Raw genomic sequence first — 19488 nt, 5'->3', positions numbered from 1 at the left:
TAAACAGTAGTCACTAATATACCCGCTATTACCGATAAATCATATGTCTCTATCGTTTATGCAAAAAGCCAGCTCAAGCATTAACTTCAACTGGCTTTGAATTAACACCACGGCAAATTAATTAAGCTGTCACCGCCTCAGTGTTATCTGACTTCTTAAGTACTGCATAGCTGATACCCGTCACCAGTGTACCCGCAACAATCGCGACTAAATACATCCATACAGGGGTGATCGCATTGGGAATTAACAGTACAAATAGACCGCCATGTGGTGCCATTAATTCAGCGCCAAACAGCATAGATAACGCGCCCGTTAATGCGCCACCAGCAATACAGCTCGGGATCACTCGCATTGGATCGCGCGCAGCAAACGGAATTGCACCTTCCGAGATAAAGCATAAACCTAAGACGAATGACGCTTTACCGGCTTCTTGTTCGCTATTGTTGAATTTACGTTTCGCAAGGAAGGTCGCCAGCCCCATACCTAACGCAGGTACCATACCCGCTGCCATAACAGCAGCCATCGGCGCATAGGTTTGCGAGGCTAACAGACCGACACCAAAGGTATATGCGGTTTTGTTAACGGGACCACCAAGGTCAAAACACATCATGCCGCCAAGAATGATACCCAGCAATACTGCGTTCGCCGAGCCCATATTATTCAAGAATTCAGTTAATGCATTCATTGCCGCAGAAACCGGACCACCAACCACATAGATCATCACTAGACCAGTGATCAATGAGGCTAGAAGTGGAATAATTAAGATAGGTTTCAATGCTTCCATTGATTGTGGCAACTGGACTTTTTCGGCAATTAACTTAGCGGTATAACCGGCCAGGAAACCGGCCACAATACCACCTAAGAAACCCGCGCCAGTTGAACTTGCTAACATACCGCCAATCAAACCAGGCGCAAGGCCTGGGCGATCCGCAATCGAGAAAGCAATAAAGCCCGCAAGTACCGGGATCATTAACGCAAAGGCCGAACCACCACCAATCGTCATTAACGCGGCCGCTAATGTGCCCTCTTCTTTAAATGCTTCGATACCAAATACAAATGACAATGCGATAGCCAAACCACCCGCAACGACTAACGGCAGCATGTGTGAAACACCTGTCATCAAGTGTTTATAAGCGCCGGTTAAGCCTGTATTTGCTTGCTCGTTTGTCGCCGCTTTACCATGATGATAAACTTGCGCGTCATTAAAGGCATTATCCATTGTCTGTGTGGTTTTCTTCAATGCTAAACCGGTACTGGTTTTATATACTTTCTTACCATCAAAACGGGCTAAATCGATATCAATATCTGCAGCAATAATAACAATATCCGCAGCGGCAATTTCAGCACTACTCAATTGATTTTTAGCGCCAACAGAACCGCGAGTTTCGACTTTAATGGTATGCCCTAAGCGTTTACCTTCTTGCTCTAACGCTTCCGCAGCCATAAAGGTATGGGCAACGCCTGTTGGACAAGCCGTGATCGCCACAATCGTTTTACTGCTCGTTGCGGCATCAACAGTCGTATCTGCACTTGCAACTGTTGACTCATTACTGCTAACAAGCTCAACCGCATTTTCAATCGCTTGCTCTAAATAATCTTTAGCATCCGTAAATACCGCATCAACTGCTGAGCGATAGACTTTTTTACCCATAAAACGGCCGTCATTGACATTAGCATTAGCGGCAATAACAATACACTCCGCCGCTGCGATCTGTTGCTGTGTTAAAGACGTCACAGGCGCCACAGATGAATGACACTCAATATCTGCTTGCCAATTTAATTCTGCTACTGCTTTTTCTAATAAACCTGCAGCGATGAGGCTGCTTGCGATGCCACTTGGGCATGCCGTTACGATTGCAATTTTCATTATTAATATCCCTTTATTCGCAAATAGTGATGCGTTCACTCAAGGTGATCACTTCATTTAAATCTTTAACGCCAACACCCACTTGTGTTACTGCTAATGCAGATAACGCCGTCGCAAAACTTAATGTTTGTTTTTTATCCCAGTTATTGAGATGACCCCAGCACATACCCGCGACCAAAGTATCACCCGCGCCGACAGTACTGACCACATCCATGGTGGGTGGTTGTGCCTGTAACCATCCCTCTTTGTTTAACCACATCACCCCTTCAGCACCCAGTGATACCACCACGTTGGCAATACCTGTACTTGATAACTGCTCAGCTATTTCTGCCAAAGACTGATCGGCCAGTGGGCCACCTTTCGCCCAATGCAGCAATTCTTCATCGTTCGGTTTGATTAACCAAGGTTGAACCGCAATACCCGCAGTCAGCGCGGCATTACTGCTATCAAAAAATACTTTCTTACCTGCCTGCTGTAACTGTGCGATCCAATGCGCACATTGCTCAGGTGTCACGCCAATAGGCAAACTACCCGCAATGACAAATACATCATGATCAAGGGATAGGTTAAATAGCATGGTTTCAAATTCCGCAATCGCGGCAGCCGTGACGCTCACCCCCGGAAAATTAATATCACTGACCTGGCTGCTGGCTTCGACTAATTTAACGTTGATGCGCGTGGCACCTTGTACGCGGATAAACCTATCTGTGACCTTAATACGTTCAAATAACTGACAAAAAGCAGCTTCATTTTCAATGCCTAAAAAACCAGTAGCAGTCACCTCGGCACCAAGTTCCGCCAGTACTTTAGCCACATTCACGCCTTTACCCGCAGGCGCTAATACGCAGTGTTGAACTTGGTTTACCGCGCCTTTCGTCAGCGTGTGTAAATGCCCGGTTAAATCTAATGCGGGGTTTAACGTTACCGTGACTACTTTTAATTTTGCTAATTGCATGGTCATTATTTACTTTCACCTAATCCAGCTTCAATACCTTCACTTATGGCTTTTAGGGCTAGCTCCGCATCATCACCATTCGCCGTAAATGTTAATGCTTCATCACAACGCACGCCTAAAGACATTAATTTCATTAAGCTTTTCGCATTGGTTGATTTACCCGCCGCATTGGTAACTTGAATATCGGCCTGAAACTGCTTGGCGATGCTCACCAGTATTGCACTTGGTCTTGCATGTAAGCCATGACTGTTATGGATAGTGAATGTGGCCGTGATGCCGCTCGGTTTTACTGCTGTTAATAAACGGATAATGGCCTCGGCATCCGCATCAAACAATTGACTGACCTGTTGTTTATAAATCAAATCAATCACGCATTGCATATTATCTCGATGTAAATGGTTAGCACTTGCCAGCATGATAATGCCTTCCACGGCAAAACTTCCTTGCTGTAATTTCTGTGCTGGTGTCACAAATGAGATCGCAGTAGTGGTTACTGACTTCGTTGTTTTCGCTAACCATAAACCCTGACCAAGATACGTTGCAGGTGATGTAATCGCATCGGCGACACCGGTATTATCAATACAGTGGTGATGCTTAAGTAACCCCGCAGCCACGGCAATAAGTTGCGATAGGTCTTGCGCAGGGAAAGCAAGTTGCACTAGGTCAGTAGTTAATAGTGTGACTGATTGCTGATGATTACCTTCGAGCAAGGTAATCACCGATTCAGCACTGTCACATTGCTGTAGTTGCTGTTCGATGCCGTCAGCACTGAGCACATGCGTGAGTTGCTTTAAAATAGCAAGATGTTCATCTGACTTAGCCGCGATCGCAATGGCGAGGTAAACAGTTTGCCCCTCGCCCCAATCAACACCTTGTGGATAATGATGTAACTGCACTCCGGTTTTATTGACTAAGTCACGTGTATCAACGGTGCCATGCGGGATGGCGATACCATTACCTAAGTACGTAGAGTGCTGCGCTTCACGCGCTAACATACCGTCGACATAACTTGCTTCAACGTATGTTTTGTTCGCCAAGCTTTGCGCAAGGGCTTTAATGGCGTGCTGTTTGCTCGGCGCCGATTGATTTAACTGAATGTCATTCGAAGACAGTGACAACATAACTTTTCTCCATACTTCTGTAAATAATACCGTCGGTAATAGTGCGACTACTCTTTGTTTAAATATTTGCTTACTCTTTATTTATTCTTTTACTTACTCTGTGCTTTCAATATACGTAAAAACGACAGCTGAATCGTTTCAGCAACCAGGCCGTTAAAAAGGCTTCAGTGATGACAAAATGATTATAAATGGCATTGCTGAAACCTTTCAGCTAATATACTGAAGTGTTTCTGGGCTGATTACAATTGTTCAATAACAAATCATGTCAGAAACTATGAGCGAGCGCACAGATTAGGGATGAAACAACCATGACATTAGATGAAATAGCCAAACTAGCCGGTGTATCACGTACCACAGCCAGTTATGTGATCAACGGGAAAGCCGGTAAATACCGCATTAGTGAAAAAACCCAAAAGAAAGTAATGGCTGTCGTTAATGAACATAATTACCGCCCCGATCATGCCGCACAATCATTACGCGGTGGCAGTAATCGTTCGCTTGGTTTAATCATTCCCGATTTAGAAAACAGCAGTTATGCTAAATTAGCCAAATTACTTGAACGTGATGCGCGTAAAGCCGGATACCAGCTCATTATTTCTTGCTCTGATGATGATGTGGATACCGAAATTAAAGTCGCAGAAACCTTATTAAGTCGTCGTATTGATGCGTTATTAGTGGCAAGTGCCCTGCCTGCAGATCACAGCTATTACCGCACTGTTCAAGCCAATGGTGTGCCGGTTATCGGATTAGATCGCGCCATGGATGATGAAATTTTTGCGTGCGTGATCAGCGAAGACTTAGACGGGGCTTATGAGTTAACCCAAGCCTTATTACAACAAGATATTTGTTCTATCGGCTTAGTTGGCGCAGTACCAGACCTGTGTATATCGAAAGAGCGTGAGCAAGGGTTCTTAGCCGCGATTGAGCAGCATGGTATCCCGGTTAAAAAATTAACCGCTTATGGTGATCACTTTAGTCAACAACAAGGCCAAGCCCAAGTGCAACAATGGATAGATAACGATACTGTTCCTGATGCCATCTTAGCCACCTCGTATACGCTGTTTGAAGGCGTACTAGATTGCTTGATACTCAACCCAAGTTTAATGGCAACAACCAAGCTGGCTACTTTTGGTGATAACCGTTTATTAGATTTTTTACCCAGCAAAATTCAATCATTACCGCAGCAATTTGAATTAATTGCCGAACACGCACTTAAAATGGCGTTAAATGCCGTGAATGGCCGCAATCAACCGGGTGTTGAAGTCGTATCTCGAAAGATCATCCGTCGTTAATATAACTAAGTCACGCGCAAATATGATTATCGATACGGTGCAAATAAAGGCAATAACCAGTCAACGAAGGTTTGTACTTTCAGCGGTAATGGATTAGCCGTAGGCGTCAGTAAATAATAACTATATGGACTGACAAATCCGGCTGAAAATGGCACCACTAAGCTGCCATCGGCTAATTGCTGATCAACAAAAAATCGCGGGATCAATGCCACCCCCATACTGCTTACCGCAGCCTGACTGAGCATATAAAAATGCTCCATACCAAACTTATTACCTGTGGTTAATTCCATACCAATATCATCTGCCCAATAACGCCATAAACCCGGTCTCGAAGTATGCTCAAGTAAGGTCATCTTGTTGATATCATGCAGTGATGTCATCTGCTTGGCTAGTTGTGGCGAACACACCAGGCACAAATCTTCATCCATCAACTTGATCACATTGCAACCTTGAGGTGGTGTCTTCGCACTGCGTATCGCAACGTCATACGGATGTTGAGTAAAATCAATTGTAAAATCGCCAATTGATAAATCAACAAATAAATTAGGATTGCTGAGTTTAAAGCTTTCCAGACTCGGGATTAACCAACTAATCGTTAAACTCGGTAATACATTAATGGCGATACGTTGTGCCAATTGTGGCTGGGATATGAGCTCTTGCGTGGCACTATTAATTGTTTGCAACGCATTCTGCACCTTGAGCAAATAAGGCTTGGCTTCTTCAGTAAGGACTAACTTTCGATGCTGGCGAATGAATAGGCTCACACCAAGGTATTGCTCTAATATCTTCACCTGTTTGCTCACAGCGCCATGCGTCACAAATAATTCCTTGGCTGCTAGCGTAAAACTCACATTTCTTGCAGCAGATTCAAAAGCACGCATGGCATTTAATGGCGGTAAATTAGGATACATAGCAATACTCATCAAAAATAACGGACACACGCTGCGTGAGTTTATCTCACACTATAAAGAAGATAACTCCTTTGCGTTGATCGTGCAAATAAGATTATATACCCAGGTTATTTCAAGATATTACAATTAAAATCACGCAGGAGTACAACATCATGGGTTTGGATATGTCGTTACAATTATCAGCAGAAATTGTTGGGCTATTATTTTTAGTGGCTGTGGTCGCTGGTTTTATTGATTCTATCGCTGGCGGTGGTGGTCTACTGACTATTCCAGCATTATTATGGGTGGGTCTTCCTCCTGCAACGGCCCTGGCAACTAACAAACTGCAAGCCTGTGGCGGTAGTTTCTTTGCCAGTTTTTATTTTATTCGTAAAGGCATGGTCGATGTGAAGAAAATGAAATTGGCCATCGCCTGTACTTTCGTCGGCTCAGCACTCGGTAGTATTGCGATCCAATCGATTGACCCAAGTATACTGGAAGTGATCTTACCTTTTCTTATTCTTGCCATCGGCGGTTATTTTTTGTTGTCCAAACAAATTGGCGATGAAGATAAACATCAACTACTGACACCAACGCTATTTGCAGTAACGGCGGCTTTCGGTATTGGTTTGTATGATGGGTTCTTTGGTCCAGGCACTGGCAGTTTTTTTGCCATGGCATTCGTATCATTGGCTGGGTTTGGATTGGCTAAAGCAACGGCACACGCCAAGGTACTTAACTTCGCGACGAATATCGCGTCACTCTTGTTTTTCGCATTAGGTGGCAAGGTACTCTGGGCATTGGGGGGCATTATGTTAGTTGGCCAAGCGCTAGGGGCAACACTTGGCTCACGTTTAGTATTATCAAAAGGCGTTAAAATCATTAAACCATTAATGGTCACCATGTCTATCGCGATGAGTTTGAAATTACTCTATTCGTAGCATTTTATACGAATGTAATATACAAACTAGGACGTCGTTACTTGCCACTGCTGTTTAGCCGCCGCATCACGCAAGTAACGGTCAAAATGTTCTAATAAAGAAGCAGCACAACTGGATAACTCGACATACGATTTCCCCTCTTCAGGAAACGTATGTACCGCGGCATGGCTTTCGGCTAGCAGCCACAACGCGGTATAACCCTGTGGCTGAAAATAATGCTCAACGAAGTTCAATATCGTAAAACCGGCGCGATTAAGCTCTGCTGAAATCACCCGTTTAAGTGCTTCACTATCGCAACTACTTAACCACCAGCGTTGATTATATATTTTTGCTTCCATTGTTATTTTCACTTACTAACATTAAAATAAATAACCTAGTTACAGGGTATTAATCATTATTCCCAGCAACTAATTCTTATACAGCTCAGACTCTGTTTGCCACGCTTCACGGTTATAATCGTACAATACCCCAGAGCCTAATCGATTAATCTCAATCGTGTCTATACGGTCATAAAAATTACCGGGGAAAACAAACGACGCTAATAAAAATTCTTTGTTTAACCAGTTCGATGGCACAGGTAAAGTATCGACATCCTTTATACGTCGGCTTGCCGATTTGCCACGTGTTGTCGCTATCGTCCAGCCCCATTGACCAAATGACGGGATATTACGTTGGTACTGTTCAACGTGTAAAAACCCCGCTTCTTTCACCGTTTTACCGATACTCAAAAATGCTTTTTGGGCATGATAAGGTGAGGTTGATTGTATGGCTAATGCCCCGTCTGCGGCTAATAATTGCCGCACCTGATTATAAAAATAATCACTATAGAGTTTATTCAAATCGGGGTGATTCGGATCGGGTAAATCAATAATTATGGTATCAAATTTAGCCCCTTCATCGAGTAGTTTTTCTACCTGTAAAAATGCATCGGTAGCAAACAAGGTTAACCGTGGATCTTGTAATGACGCTTCATTTAATCGCAACATACGTTGTTTGATCATTTCAGGTGCTGCGTAATCTACTGTATTGGCACCAAATAGTGCTAATAGTTCCGCATCGAGATCCACTAAAGTCACCGTTTTCACTGGCCAGCGCAGTACATTACGCAGTGCTAATCCATCTCCACCACCAATGATCAACACCTTATCATGACGATTAGACGCCAGCATTGCCGGATACACTAATAAGTCGTGATATAGCTGCTCATCGACACTGGAAAATTGTAAATGACCATTAATAAACAAGTCTGTTACTGGTTCGGCTTTATTTTTCAAATAACGCTCAGTCACCACCACGTGCTGATATTTTGTCGATTGTGAATAGATCACTTTATCTTTGTATAATACACTGCTTAATTGCACTAACCAGCCTGTGCCTAAGGTTAAAATAACCGAGAACAATACAATTAATAACAAGTGACAAAGGAATAATAATTTCGCCCAACGGATCTTATTTTGATAACGCCACAAGAATGCCAGGCCCGCGATAACATTGAATAATGCCGTCCAGGCCGCCGCTTCCATAATGGGCAACGACAGCATGATAGAAACCCAAATCGCGGCACCAATACCAGCGCCAATATAGTCTGCACCATAGATAGTACCGGCGTTATTTTCTAAAAAACGACCGTATACTTGCTGACGCACTCGAGCGATCAGTGGGATCTCCATACCAATCAAAATACCGAGAATTAAACCGAACACATAGGGCATGAATTTAGCGATTTTTTCTAACTGTTGCGGTAAATAACCATCGAGCACCACATTACTAGGTAAGTTGAACGTCGCCGATAATAACTGTGGCAAACTATAACTCACGGCGATTATCGCTGCAATAATCAAAATACAGCTCATACCAATTAAGGCGATCAAGGCTTCTAACCAAGCGAATGCGGTAAACGCATCTTTAAACCAACGCGCCATAAACGCGCCGATACCCATTGCCACAATCATGGTACCGATCATCGCATAAATCGCACTTTCGACCGAGCCTAACACCCTGCCTGCATAATGCGAAAGCAAGTATTCATAGATCAAACCACAACCAGCAAGTATGATCATGACCGAGATTAATAACGCATCGTGAAACAATAATGACCGTTTACGCTGCTGTGCTTGTTTTACTTCATTATCACTATTTACAACTGAGTGTTCCACACGGAGCCTTACTGTATTGAGATAGAGTGTTCAGGAATGACAAAACCCAGACCCAATAACACGTCAGCATTGTTATTACTGCCAATCGGTATCGAGTCTGAGCTATGACTATTCTAAAATGACCATGCTTAAATAACTATGGTTAGAAAATTATCGCCGCAATAGCGAATTAGCTACCGAGTAACGTCGCCATTGTTAAACCAATTGAAAACGATACCGCTGCCGAAATAACCGCAACACCAATGTTCTTCTGACGAATGACTTCATCAGCAATATCAACACCGGATAAAATCACTTTAATGGTGATTAATTGTAAAACAGCAAAAATAACCACACTGATAATCGCTGAGAATGCCCAGTACATCAGACTCTGGGTGATATTATCAGCAGCATACGGTGCCAGACCGGTTGCCGCAGTAATAGCTAAACCCGAACCAATTAAAAACCCAGCATAACGAATACCAACAGCCAAGTTATCGTCCAAAATAAGTTGTTGTAAGCAGTCTCCTGTGCGTTTAAATAAATGTACGCGATACTTACTCACCAGTAGCATAATGATATTAGCCACAACAAACGCGGCAATCACCACAGGTAAGCCATGCCAACCTTCAGTTAATACCCAGATCAACGCTGAACGCACCACGATCGCAACCGTGACAATATGACCAAACTCAACAAACGCGGCGGTTACATTACCTTTTACGATTTCATCGTGCAGACTGACTTTTTGTAATGCCACCTTATCTTGGAAAAAATGACCGGCTTTAATTAACGCAATCGCTAATAAGCCATACCCTGCCATTTGTGTTGCTTCTTCAAATAATGAATCAGCAAAATCACCACTGGTGACGCCAGTTAATACAATTGCCAGACCGGCTAATCCTGCGGCAAAACTAATACCAAAAGCAAAATTATCACGCTTGGCAATTTCATCATTGGCATGTAAATTTGAAACCCAGCCTTTGATCATTTTTAAACTAACAAATAACGCAATGATGATAATAAAATCAATAATCAGTGCTTGTGTCGTCCACATCGTCAATCCATCAAACTCGTACATACTCAATCTCCATAACTTGTTCTATCTGTTTGCTCAAGGCTGTTCTATCTATTTGTTCAAGGCCGCTATTCGCTCAAGACTGTCTATTTACCGCGACGAACACCACGTGAGGTACGGCTGCCACTATTACGAAATGATCCCGTATTACTGGTCGCTTTACTGCTAGTGAACGACTTTTTCGGTTTAGAATAGCTACTCACCGTCTTTGTTGGAGTATAACTAGAACGACTCAAGCCAGCAGCGCCTGAACGTTTTTTCGCATAAGGAGAGCTAAATGTCTGGCCTTTACGCTGAAATGATTTACGCGTTTTAGTTTCAACGGCAGCTTGCTGAACACTTTGCTTAGGGCTGGTATAACGTGAACGCCCATAGTCATTGTAGTAACTATAACGACGATTTTGGCTCCAATTTGAATAGCCAACACGTCCCGTTAAATCACCCAACATACGATACATACCGTACCACTGCCAGAAACTGGTACCGCTACTGCCGCTTTGCCAGTTACCGTAATTCGGGTTACCGACCATCTGACTACCAGCACCGTAATCAGCTCCACCACCATTTTGTTCTGCCTGCTGACTAATAGCACCAACACGAGCAAGTTGCCCATCGGACATATCCGCCAACACATTAATCGGATCGGTTAACGCATCATTAAATAAGCTGTGTTTAGACGCTTCCTTAATACGTGTCAATTCATCAAGCAATAAGCCCGCATTGTCTAACGTCACCGTTTCCGCTTTAACATCATTTAATCGCATCGCCAAATTTTGATATAAAGGCCCCTGTCGCGTGGCATCTTCAGCGATCAAATTGGCGATACGAGTGAGTTCTGGTTTTTGTTGTTTTAAAACTTGCGCATATTCAGATAACAATCTTGCATTACGCACTGCACCCGTTTCAATTGCCGACCCAAGTCGAGTAAGCGACTGTGCAGTACTAGCAACTTGCTGGTTAATTGTCATTTGCGTTTGTTCAAGTTTTGATTCACAGCCAGCTAATAGCTGTAAAATAAATAACAGACTTATTAACTTCCATGGTTTAATCATTGACATAAATGGTCACCTATCTTGCCTACCGACTCTAATAAAATCACACCATGACGTTCTGCGAGTACTGATTTACACATCGCGTTCTGGCTTTCTAATACCTTGTTACTGTACGTTCTAAGCATCAAAAAATCAATTGGTTATAGCGTGCTAATTAGCATAACGTCGTAAAAAATTATCCACTGATTTTTTTGGTGTTTTAGCCAACTTTTGTACCAACTTAAAAGGAATGTGGGCTAGGCTATAGCGTGATTTTATTTCATCTAGCATCACCAACCAGAGTTTAGTCGTCATTTCCGAATCAAATAACGCGCGGTGAAAACCACCACCCGACGGGATATTGGCATATTTAATCAACTCACCCAATTTATGGCTCGGTGCATCTTGAAAAATACGTCTTGCCACCAGCAGTGAACAGCTAAACTCACCGTCATAGCCGCGACCAATACGCGTCAATTCAGCATCTAAAAAACGCTTATCAAATGAGGCATTATGCGCCACTAAATTATAACCTTGGATAAAATCGGCAAAACGATGCATCACCTCTTCACAAGGTGCGGCGTCGACTAACATATCATTAGTTATACTGGTGTAATCGGCAATAAAACTGCTCACCCGACGACCAGGGTACATGAGTTCTTGAAAGCGCCCTGTGATCTCACCATCTTCAATTTTTACCGCACCGATCTCAATCGCACGATCGCCCATATCGGGAGATAACCCAGTTGTCTCGAAATCCAATATAATCAGGGTGTCAGCGTTCACTATCATTCCTATTCTCTCTCTTTTGGTCGCTTATAAGCTAGCCGTGAAGTATAAAACAGTATGCTCACACAAGCGATCTATGTCTACACTAGGGGTATAGCTGTTTTATAAGAGGGAACTGTATGTCGATAAAACCTCTAGATTGTAGCCAGTTGTATCGTACCTCAACACTGAGCAAGCTTGCTGCCGACTGTAAATCAACCAAACATCTACAGCCACTCGATCAAATCATCGGCCAAGACCGGGCACAACAAGCGGTCGAATTCGCCATGTCGATAAAAGAAAAAGGTTATAACATCTACGCGCTCGGTCACAACGGTCTGGGCAAGCGTACGATGATATTACGCTATCTTAACCGACACGAACCGAGCAGTAATAATCATACTATTTTTGACTGGTGTTATACGGTTAATTTTGATGAAGCTCGTCATCCAAAAGTATTAAAATTGCCAGCGGGCTCTGCCCATCAATTTAAAAAAGATATCGATAATCTTATCCATCGTTTAGTCAAAGCTTTACCGATGGCCTTTGATAACGAGATCTACTTCGCTCGCTCTGAGAAACTAAAAAATCGATTAGAAAGCAAACAAGAAGCTATTTTACAAGATCTGACCCAGTCAGCCCGACAGCACAGTATTAGCTTAACATTAACGGCACAAGGCGATTACCAGCTTGTCGCCATGAACGATAAAAACGAAGCCTACTCTGAAAACGATTTTGAAGCATTAAGTGACAGTAAAAAGAAACGATTTGAAACTAAAATTGCAGAATTAGAAATACAGCTACGTGACATTATCCGTCAATTAACTATTTTAGAAGAAAAGTTCTCCGATAAGATCCAAAAGCTTGACGAACAAATCGCACAGGACGTATTGATACATTGCACCACGCCATTGAAAAAAAAGTACAATCATTTAGCCGAGGTAAAATCGCATCTCATCGCGATGAATAAAGACATATTAGACAATCTTGAGATCTTTGTTGAAGGCAGTGAGGATGATATCTCTTTGGCTTATGCCGCGTTAGATAAAAAAATGCCCCGCCGCTATCAAATTAACGTGCTCGTTTGTCAAGAAACCAACTCCTTCCCTATCGTGGTCGAGGACAGCCCTAATTACCATACTATTTTTGGTTATATCGAAAGTGCAACCTTCAAAGGTACCGTGTTTACCGATGCCTCTTTGATCAGAGCTGGTAGTTTACACCGTGCTAATGGCGGGGTGTTGATGATTGATGCGGTCAAAGTACTAGAGCGACCTTATGTTTGGGATGGCTTGAAACGCGCCTTGCGCGCCAACAAATTAAACTTAAGTTCATTGGAACGCGAGGTCAGTTTATCCGGTACCATTTCGTTAGACCCCGAACCAATACCACTCTCCGTTAAGATCATTCTCTTTGGTGATTATCAGACGTATCAACTGCTGCAACAATATGATCCTGAGTTCAGAGAATTATTTCGGGTTACCGCTGATTTTGAAGATGTCATGCCCAGAACAGACATTGCAGAAGCACACTACGCACAATTCATTTCGAGTATCGTACACGATAACAATATGCTACATTGCGATCGTAAAGCCATGAGTCGGATCATCGAGTACAGCTCACGCCAAGCTGAAGATCAAGATAAGCTCTCTTTGCATTCACTTGATATCGCCAACTTATTACGTGAAAGTAATTATTGTGCACGTCTTGCAAATGCCACGCTTATACGTCATCACCATGTTGAACAAGCGCTGACAAACAAACAGCAACGAGCCGGTAGATTACAAGACTATCTACTGCAAAGCTTTATCAATGGTGCCACTCTCATTGATATTAAGGGTAGTGTGATAGGACAAATTAATGCACTTTCCGTGATTGCAACATCAGACAGCGAATTTGGTATCCCAGGGCGTATCACCGCAACAGCCTCCTTTGGCGAAGGGGAAATTTTTGATATTGAACGTAAAGTGAAGCTTGGTGGTAACCTCCATTCCAAAGGCGTGATGATCCTATCCGCTTATATTGCATCGGTATTTGGCCAAACTGTCACGATCCCACTCACGACACGTTTGACGTTCGAACAATCTTACGGTCAAGTCGATGGTGACAGCGCTTCGCTTGCCGAATGCTGTGCTATTATTTCTGCATTTTCGCAAGTACCGTTACGTCAAGATATCGCCATCACCGGGTCCATGGATCAATTTGGTCATGCCCAACCCATCGGCGGGGTAAATGAAAAGATTGAAGGTTTTTTTGATGTTTGTTCATCGATTACACAATTATCAACACAAGGGGTGATAATTCCGCGCACTAATGTACATAATCTCATGCTACGAAACGATGTTATTGAGGCCGTTGAGCAAGGTTTATTCCATATATGGGCAATTGACCATGTCACTGACGCTATTCAGTTACTCACCAACATTATCGCGGGTTCAATGAACAATAAAGGAGAATACGCACACAATTCGGTGTTTGGCATTACCCAACACCGATTAACCAATCTCAGAAAAGACCATCACAACGCCGCCTCAAATACCTAAACTGATTCCAGCATAATAAATAACTGACATTGAATATCAAGGTATTCCCTGTTAATGACCATAAACATGAATGACCACTCATTTAGGGGTAAAACATTAGCTAAATAAGTTGACTTAAATCAATGAAATTTTATACTGCAGATTCTTTAATCAACGGTAAGTAGTCGCACTAATGATTAGCCTCGAATGGAATGAAGAGATGAGTGTCGGTATCGATGAGATTGATACTGACCATAAAAAGATCTTCTCTGTTATTTCAGCTATTATCGAAGCGATTGATACTAACTGTAATGCTGCAACCATCGAAAAATATTTCTCTGACCTTACTGCTTGTACTACCGCTCATTTTAAACAAGAAGAAGCCTTAATGCAGACATTGGCGTTCAACAATTTTATTGAGCACCAAAAGGAGCATCAAACTTTTTTAAATCAGCTCCCCGAATTAAAACATAAACTGTTAAATTCGAATAATGTAGAGGCGGCAGAACAAGTCAGTCAATTTTTATATGATTGGGTTATTGAACACATTCTTATATCCGATATGGATTATGTGCAGGCTTTTCATAATGAAAAAAAACATTCGACATCATTAACCTCCATATTTCGGCGTACGTCTGAATGGCTAAGCTATCGCATCAACATTTCTACTCGCGTGCTTATTACCTCGCTATTACCAATTATTGGTATGTTGTTGCTCAGCTTTATTGCGGTCAAAGACAATTACCAACAATACAAAAATATGCTGCTATTAGAAAACCTCACTCAGATCGTGCAACAAGTAAATTCACTAACACATAACTTACAAGTTGAACGAGGGTTACTCTCGAGCTACATAAGTTCAGACTACCAGCGTTTTTCTCAGGTCCTCACCGCACAACAACGCAAAACTAAGAATGAAATAGATACATTTTCAACGCTACTGAATTCACGCAAGGCGTTATTAACAGAACCTTTGTTAATCGAGTTTATTAACTCGACCAAAATTGATATTGCTGAATTAAATATATTTCGAAGTGGTTTAAAAAATATCAGCATAACCAGTGAGCAAATGTTAGCAGAATACAATGACATTATTGCCCGGTTATTGTCACGGGTAAATCGTTTATCACAGATCAAGATGGATGCCCAATTTGCCCATAATATTACCGCGATCAATGCTATCCTCGGATTGAAAGAAATTCTTGGGCGACAACGAGAGATAGGTACACTGCTCATCGATAGTAAACTATCGGTACATGATTTAATTCATAGTGAGCGCTACAAACAACTATACATACAACTTGGCATGCAGCTTAATGCTATCTTTGTGTTTAATTATTCAGCAACACCCGCACAGCAACATGCTTGTGGTCGCTTGTGTAATATTACAGCCCAAAAAGAATTTATTAATAACACAGTGACCGATTTCATGCTGCAACCAGATACGCATCAAAACAGTCAATTTTGGTTTATTCAGCTAACAAACCGGATTGATGACATAAAAATAGTCACAGATAAAATAATCAAAGACCTCGATGTTAAAACACAACAAAAATTAGGTAAATTAGAGCAACGATTTTACCTAGTACTCATTATTATTAGCACCATCGTCATCTTTAATACGTTACTTTTCACTGTCCTCTATCACAGTGTCATCACCCCTATTCGCCGTATTACGTATGCTTTGAAGCAAGTTACATTAGGCCGTTATAACCAGCAAATGCATGAATACACCTCCAATGATGAAATTGGTGCGATGAATGATGCTTATGAAACATTACGTAGAAAGCTTTTACAGGCTGACATATCAAAAAATATTATTAAACGTCAGCAACAATCGTTACTCGTCCGACGTAAAGAACGGGATAAATACCGCGAACTAGCGTCAAGAGATGCACTCACAGGCGCATTAAATAGACGTAAATTTAACCTTGTCCTGAAACAAGAAATTGGTTTTGCCAAACACGATAAACAGAAGTTGTCATTACTACTGCTCGACATTGATCACTTTAAGAAGATCAATGACGCTTATGGTCATGGTGGCGGCGATCAAGTCCTACGTGATTTCTATGACACCTGCTTTAATAGTGTTAAATCATCCGATATCGTCGCTCGTATTGGTGGTGAAGAATTTGCTATTTTAATGCCCGAAACGAACAGCGCACAAGCACACATCATTGCCGAACGACTCCGCCATAATGTGAGTGAACTGCAGGTGCCTTATGGTCAAGATAATATTCGCCTAACCGTGAGCATTGGACTGGCAGAATGGCACGAGTACGATTCATTTAATGCTAAGGAATTTATCGCACATACCGACAAAGCACTTTATCGAGCAAAAGATAATGGTCGAAATTGTGTGATGGTAGATAATCGATAAACTTAATTTCACCGCTAACTTAATTATGCCCCAAAGTGGCTTAGAGCTTTGACTTTCTTACAATATACTCATATCGACTTTCCATACATTTGTTGATGTATTATTTCTGTGGTTAAGTGAAAAAGAACGCCGTGTTGGCTAGCTAAAAAAATGTCAGCTGTTCGACACATACGTTCGGGCGTTTTCCTTAAGTCAAAACTGGCTTTGCATACAAGTATAATGAAATCTAATCATTTTTTGCTAAACATGGATTACTTATATTGCCAAACAGTCTCAGCTTCACTTTTTGTAAAAAGCTAATGTATTGAAATATAAAGCTTATGTTCTTTATTAAATTGACTTATAGAGACCCCTATAAATAAAAGTCTCAATTTTGCGGAATAGAGTGGTCAAGTTCTGATTTAATAAAAGTATGTAATGCATTGATTTATAAGTTAGTTTAAAATAGTATTTAAAAATTTTGCAGTCGTCTGAAAAAAGACTTATGAAGACGTCTGTATAATACACTGTTGAACTAAGCCGCTGCGCGGAGCCAAAATCTCACCAATTGTTCCACACTTACCTCTAGGGACCATCCCTGCTTAGGAGGTATGTCATGCGACAACTGCGACAACTACTGCAACAATTCAACGAAGAAATCACCTTAAGAGGTTACTCTGAGCGAACACGGAACTCTTACCGTTATGTTATAAATCAACTGTATAAGTATTTTGGGCAACCTTTCGATACTATTTCAGATAAACAGTTGGAAATGTATTTCCGCTATTTTAATTTGGAAAAACACCATTGTAGAGCAACATTAAAGCTACACCTTAATGGTATTCATTTTCTGTTTGAGCACGTCTTACATCGCAGTTTTACTATCTCAGTTTGTTTACCTAAACGAAAAGAAAAACTGCCACAACTATTAACACCGCAAGATATTTCTGCGGTCATTTACTATTGTAAAACGAATAAACACAGAGCCATGGTGGCGTTGTGTTACGGCTGTGGTTTACGTGTAATACTGGCAACAGTATCACCCTGATACTTGGTTGTTTGGTTCTCGCTGGCATGGTGTTATTTTCCCGATTCATGAATCCACATTTCGTAAAGGACTAACTTGCGCAGCCAAAAAAGCAGGAATAACAAAACCTTGTAGTCCACACAGCTTACGGCATGCTTATGCCACTCACCAATTACAAGCGGGTATGCCACTCAATCAACTGCAACAGCAGCTTGGGCACCAAAGTATTCAATCCACGGAAAGGTATTTACATTGGTCGCCAGAGTTAGGTCACCAAGGCACCGACTTGTTGGCTAATTTAGGAGGCGGTTTGTCATGGCAACATCCAATCATCTGAGCGATATCCTCACGCTTAATTTGGCGCATTACCAACAGCAGCACAAATTGACTCAGCAACAATCTTTAGTGTGCCAGCATATTCAAGCTTGCCGCACTCAAGCGTTAGGTGAGCAACAATGGCGTTGCGGAGCATGCCATTATGAACAACGTATCTTTTGTTCTTGCCGAGATCGGCATTGTCCGAGATGCCAAGGGCAGCAGACGCAAGCGTGGATAGAGAAGCAACAAACTGAAGTGCTAAACTGTCGCTATTTCCATCTGGTGTTTACTTTGCCTCACGAGCTGAATATTTTGGCGCACTATAAAGCCAAGGAATTGTATAGCGCACTGTTTGAAGCAGTGTGGCAGACACTGAGCCAATTTGGGATGACACGCAAACACTTGCAAGGTCAACTCGGCGGTACAGTAGTTTTGCATACGTGGGGACAAACCCTGACGCAACATATTCATTTGCACTGCTTAATTCCCGGAGGGGTGTTAACCTCGCAAGGAGAATGGCATGGGGTAACATCGGATTATTTGTTTCCAGTAAAAGCCCTTGCTAATGTGTATCGAGCTAAGATGATGCAAGCGTTAAGGCATCGAGAATTAGTTATTGAGCAAGCTGATGCAGCTCACAGCGGATGAGTTTATCCGTCGTTATTTATTGCATGTACTTCCTAAGGGCGTGATGCGAGTTCGCCACTTTGGATTTTTAGCCAACGCTTGCAAACGAAAAAGACTGGCGCTTATTAAAGAGCAGTTATCATCGGCTCCCACTAAAACCGAAAAGACAACAGTTGAAATAGGTTGTCAATGGTTATGTCCTCAATGTAAGGAAGGCTATTTGCTGTTTGTCGGCATTATCAAACCTCTGTCGCAGATGATGATGCAAGGATATCGAGAACCGTTACGATTGTCAGGCTGATGAAGTCAAGGTGGCGGTAACGTCATTGCAAACAGTAGAAAATAGATACCTTGTTGGTATGAATACCGACGAGGGAGGCAGAGCTGTTTTAAAAAGTGGGAAGTTGAATTTATCACTCAAAAAAAGTACATGAAGATGATAACAATAGGCACGTGTAAGCAACAAAGAGTAAATAGTATCAAGCGATTAACAGCAAGTTACGTAAAAATACCTACCCGATAAAAGCAAATTCCTATAGCATAAAGCATACCGAATA

General features: G+C 42.1%; 15 protein-coding genes and 1 pseudogene. 7 read left to right on the top strand and 9 right to left on the bottom strand.

Annotated features, from left to right (window positions below):
• Nucleotides 1-121 precede the first annotated feature (121 nt).
• Genes fruA through fruB form a run of 3 tightly spaced genes read right to left on the bottom strand, consistent with a single transcriptional unit; the run spans nucleotide 122 to nucleotide 3943 of the window.
• A complete protein-coding gene (gene fruA / locus MORIYA_RS00325) occupies nucleotides 122-1867 on the bottom strand; it encodes a PTS fructose transporter subunit IIBC (protein WP_112711710.1) in 1746 nt (581 codons plus the stop codon).
• A gap of 13 nt (nucleotides 1868-1880) precedes the next feature.
• Nucleotides 1881-2828: a 1-phosphofructokinase gene (pfkB, locus tag MORIYA_RS00320; RefSeq protein WP_112711708.1), complete on the bottom strand. Its 948-nt coding sequence runs from the start codon at nucleotides 2826-2828 to the stop codon at nucleotides 1881-1883.
• Nucleotides 2828-3943, bottom strand: coding sequence for a fused PTS fructose transporter subunit IIA/HPr protein (fruB, locus tag MORIYA_RS00315; RefSeq protein ID WP_112711706.1), 1116 nt, complete (start codon nucleotides 3941-3943; stop codon nucleotides 2828-2830). Before fruB ends, pfkB begins: the two co-directional genes overlap by 1 nt.
• A gap of 308 nt (nucleotides 3944-4251) precedes the next feature.
• Between fruB and cra the strand changes: the two genes are divergently transcribed.
• Nucleotides 4252-5235 (top strand): catabolite repressor/activator, encoded by a 984-nt coding sequence (cra, locus tag MORIYA_RS00310; RefSeq protein WP_112711704.1) that lies wholly within the window; start codon nucleotides 4252-4254, stop codon nucleotides 5233-5235.
• A 26-nt stretch (nucleotides 5236-5261) separates the two neighbouring features.
• On the opposite strand, the gene MORIYA_RS00305 is transcribed toward cra, so the two are convergent.
• Nucleotides 5262-6146, bottom strand: a complete 885-nt coding sequence (locus MORIYA_RS00305; RefSeq protein ID WP_112711702.1) for a LysR substrate-binding domain-containing protein — start codon at nucleotides 6144-6146, stop codon at nucleotides 5262-5264.
• 164 nt (nucleotides 6147-6310) lie between these two features.
• On the opposite strand from MORIYA_RS00305, the gene MORIYA_RS00300 reads away from it, so the two are divergent.
• Entirely contained in the window at nucleotides 6311-7066 is a 756-nt protein-coding gene (locus tag MORIYA_RS00300) for a TSUP family transporter (protein WP_174216884.1), read from the top strand.
• Between the two features lie 26 nt (nucleotides 7067-7092).
• Here the strand turns inward: MORIYA_RS00300 and MORIYA_RS00295 are convergent, their stop codons facing one another.
• From MORIYA_RS00295 to MORIYA_RS00275, 5 genes are all read right to left on the bottom strand, one after another.
• Nucleotides 7093-7404: an S-adenosylmethionine decarboxylase family protein gene (locus tag MORIYA_RS00295; RefSeq protein ID WP_112711698.1), complete on the bottom strand. Its 312-nt coding sequence runs from the start codon at nucleotides 7402-7404 to the stop codon at nucleotides 7093-7095.
• A gap of 69 nt (nucleotides 7405-7473) precedes the next feature.
• The gene (locus MORIYA_RS00290; protein WP_112711696.1) at nucleotides 7474-9222 is read right to left on the bottom strand and encodes a polyamine aminopropyltransferase; all 1749 of its coding nucleotides are present in this window, start codon (nucleotides 9220-9222) and stop codon (nucleotides 7474-7476) included.
• A 169-nt stretch (nucleotides 9223-9391) separates the two neighbouring features.
• Entirely contained in the window at nucleotides 9392-10282 is an 891-nt protein-coding gene (locus tag MORIYA_RS00285) for a DUF350 domain-containing protein (RefSeq protein WP_112711694.1), read from the bottom strand.
• Between the two features lie 83 nt (nucleotides 10283-10365).
• Nucleotides 10366-11337: a CHAD domain-containing protein gene (locus MORIYA_RS00280; protein WP_112711692.1), complete on the bottom strand. Its 972-nt coding sequence runs from the start codon at nucleotides 11335-11337 to the stop codon at nucleotides 10366-10368.
• A 144-nt stretch (nucleotides 11338-11481) separates the two neighbouring features.
• Entirely contained in the window at nucleotides 11482-12102 is a 621-nt protein-coding gene (locus MORIYA_RS00275; RefSeq protein ID WP_112711690.1) for a 3'-5' exonuclease, read from the bottom strand.
• A 116-nt stretch (nucleotides 12103-12218) separates the two neighbouring features.
• On the opposite strand from MORIYA_RS00275, the gene MORIYA_RS00270 reads away from it, so the two are divergent.
• The 5 genes and pseudogenes from MORIYA_RS00270 (at nucleotide 12219) to MORIYA_RS00255 (ending at nucleotide 19232) form a co-directional block, all read left to right on the top strand.
• Nucleotides 12219-14621, top strand: a complete 2403-nt coding sequence (locus tag MORIYA_RS00270) for a Lon protease family protein (protein WP_112711688.1) — start codon at nucleotides 12219-12221, stop codon at nucleotides 14619-14621.
• Nucleotides 14622-14793: 172 nt separating this feature from the next.
• Entirely contained in the window at nucleotides 14794-16980 is a 2187-nt protein-coding gene (locus tag MORIYA_RS00265; RefSeq protein ID WP_112711686.1) for a bacteriohemerythrin, read from the top strand.
• Nucleotides 16981-17575: 595 nt separating this feature from the next.
• Nucleotides 17576-18007, top strand: coding sequence for a tyrosine-type recombinase/integrase (locus MORIYA_RS21135; protein WP_232011438.1), 432 nt, complete (start codon nucleotides 17576-17578; stop codon nucleotides 18005-18007).
• A gap of 7 nt (nucleotides 18008-18014) precedes the next feature.
• Nucleotides 18015-18323, top strand: a complete 309-nt coding sequence (locus tag MORIYA_RS21130; protein WP_232011437.1) for a tyrosine-type recombinase/integrase — start codon at nucleotides 18015-18017, stop codon at nucleotides 18321-18323.
• A pseudogene (locus MORIYA_RS00255) lies at nucleotides 18302-19232 on the top strand (IS91 family transposase). Before MORIYA_RS21130 ends, MORIYA_RS00255 begins: the two are co-directional and overlap by 22 nt.
• Nucleotides 19233-19488 lie beyond the last annotated feature (256 nt).

The sequence above is a fragment of the Moritella yayanosii genome, assembly GCF_900465055.1.
Lineage (GTDB): Bacteria > Pseudomonadota > Gammaproteobacteria > Enterobacterales > Moritellaceae > Moritella > Moritella yayanosii.
Note: the sequence above shows the minus strand (reverse complement) of the source record. Positions and strands in the feature narration are given on the sequence as shown.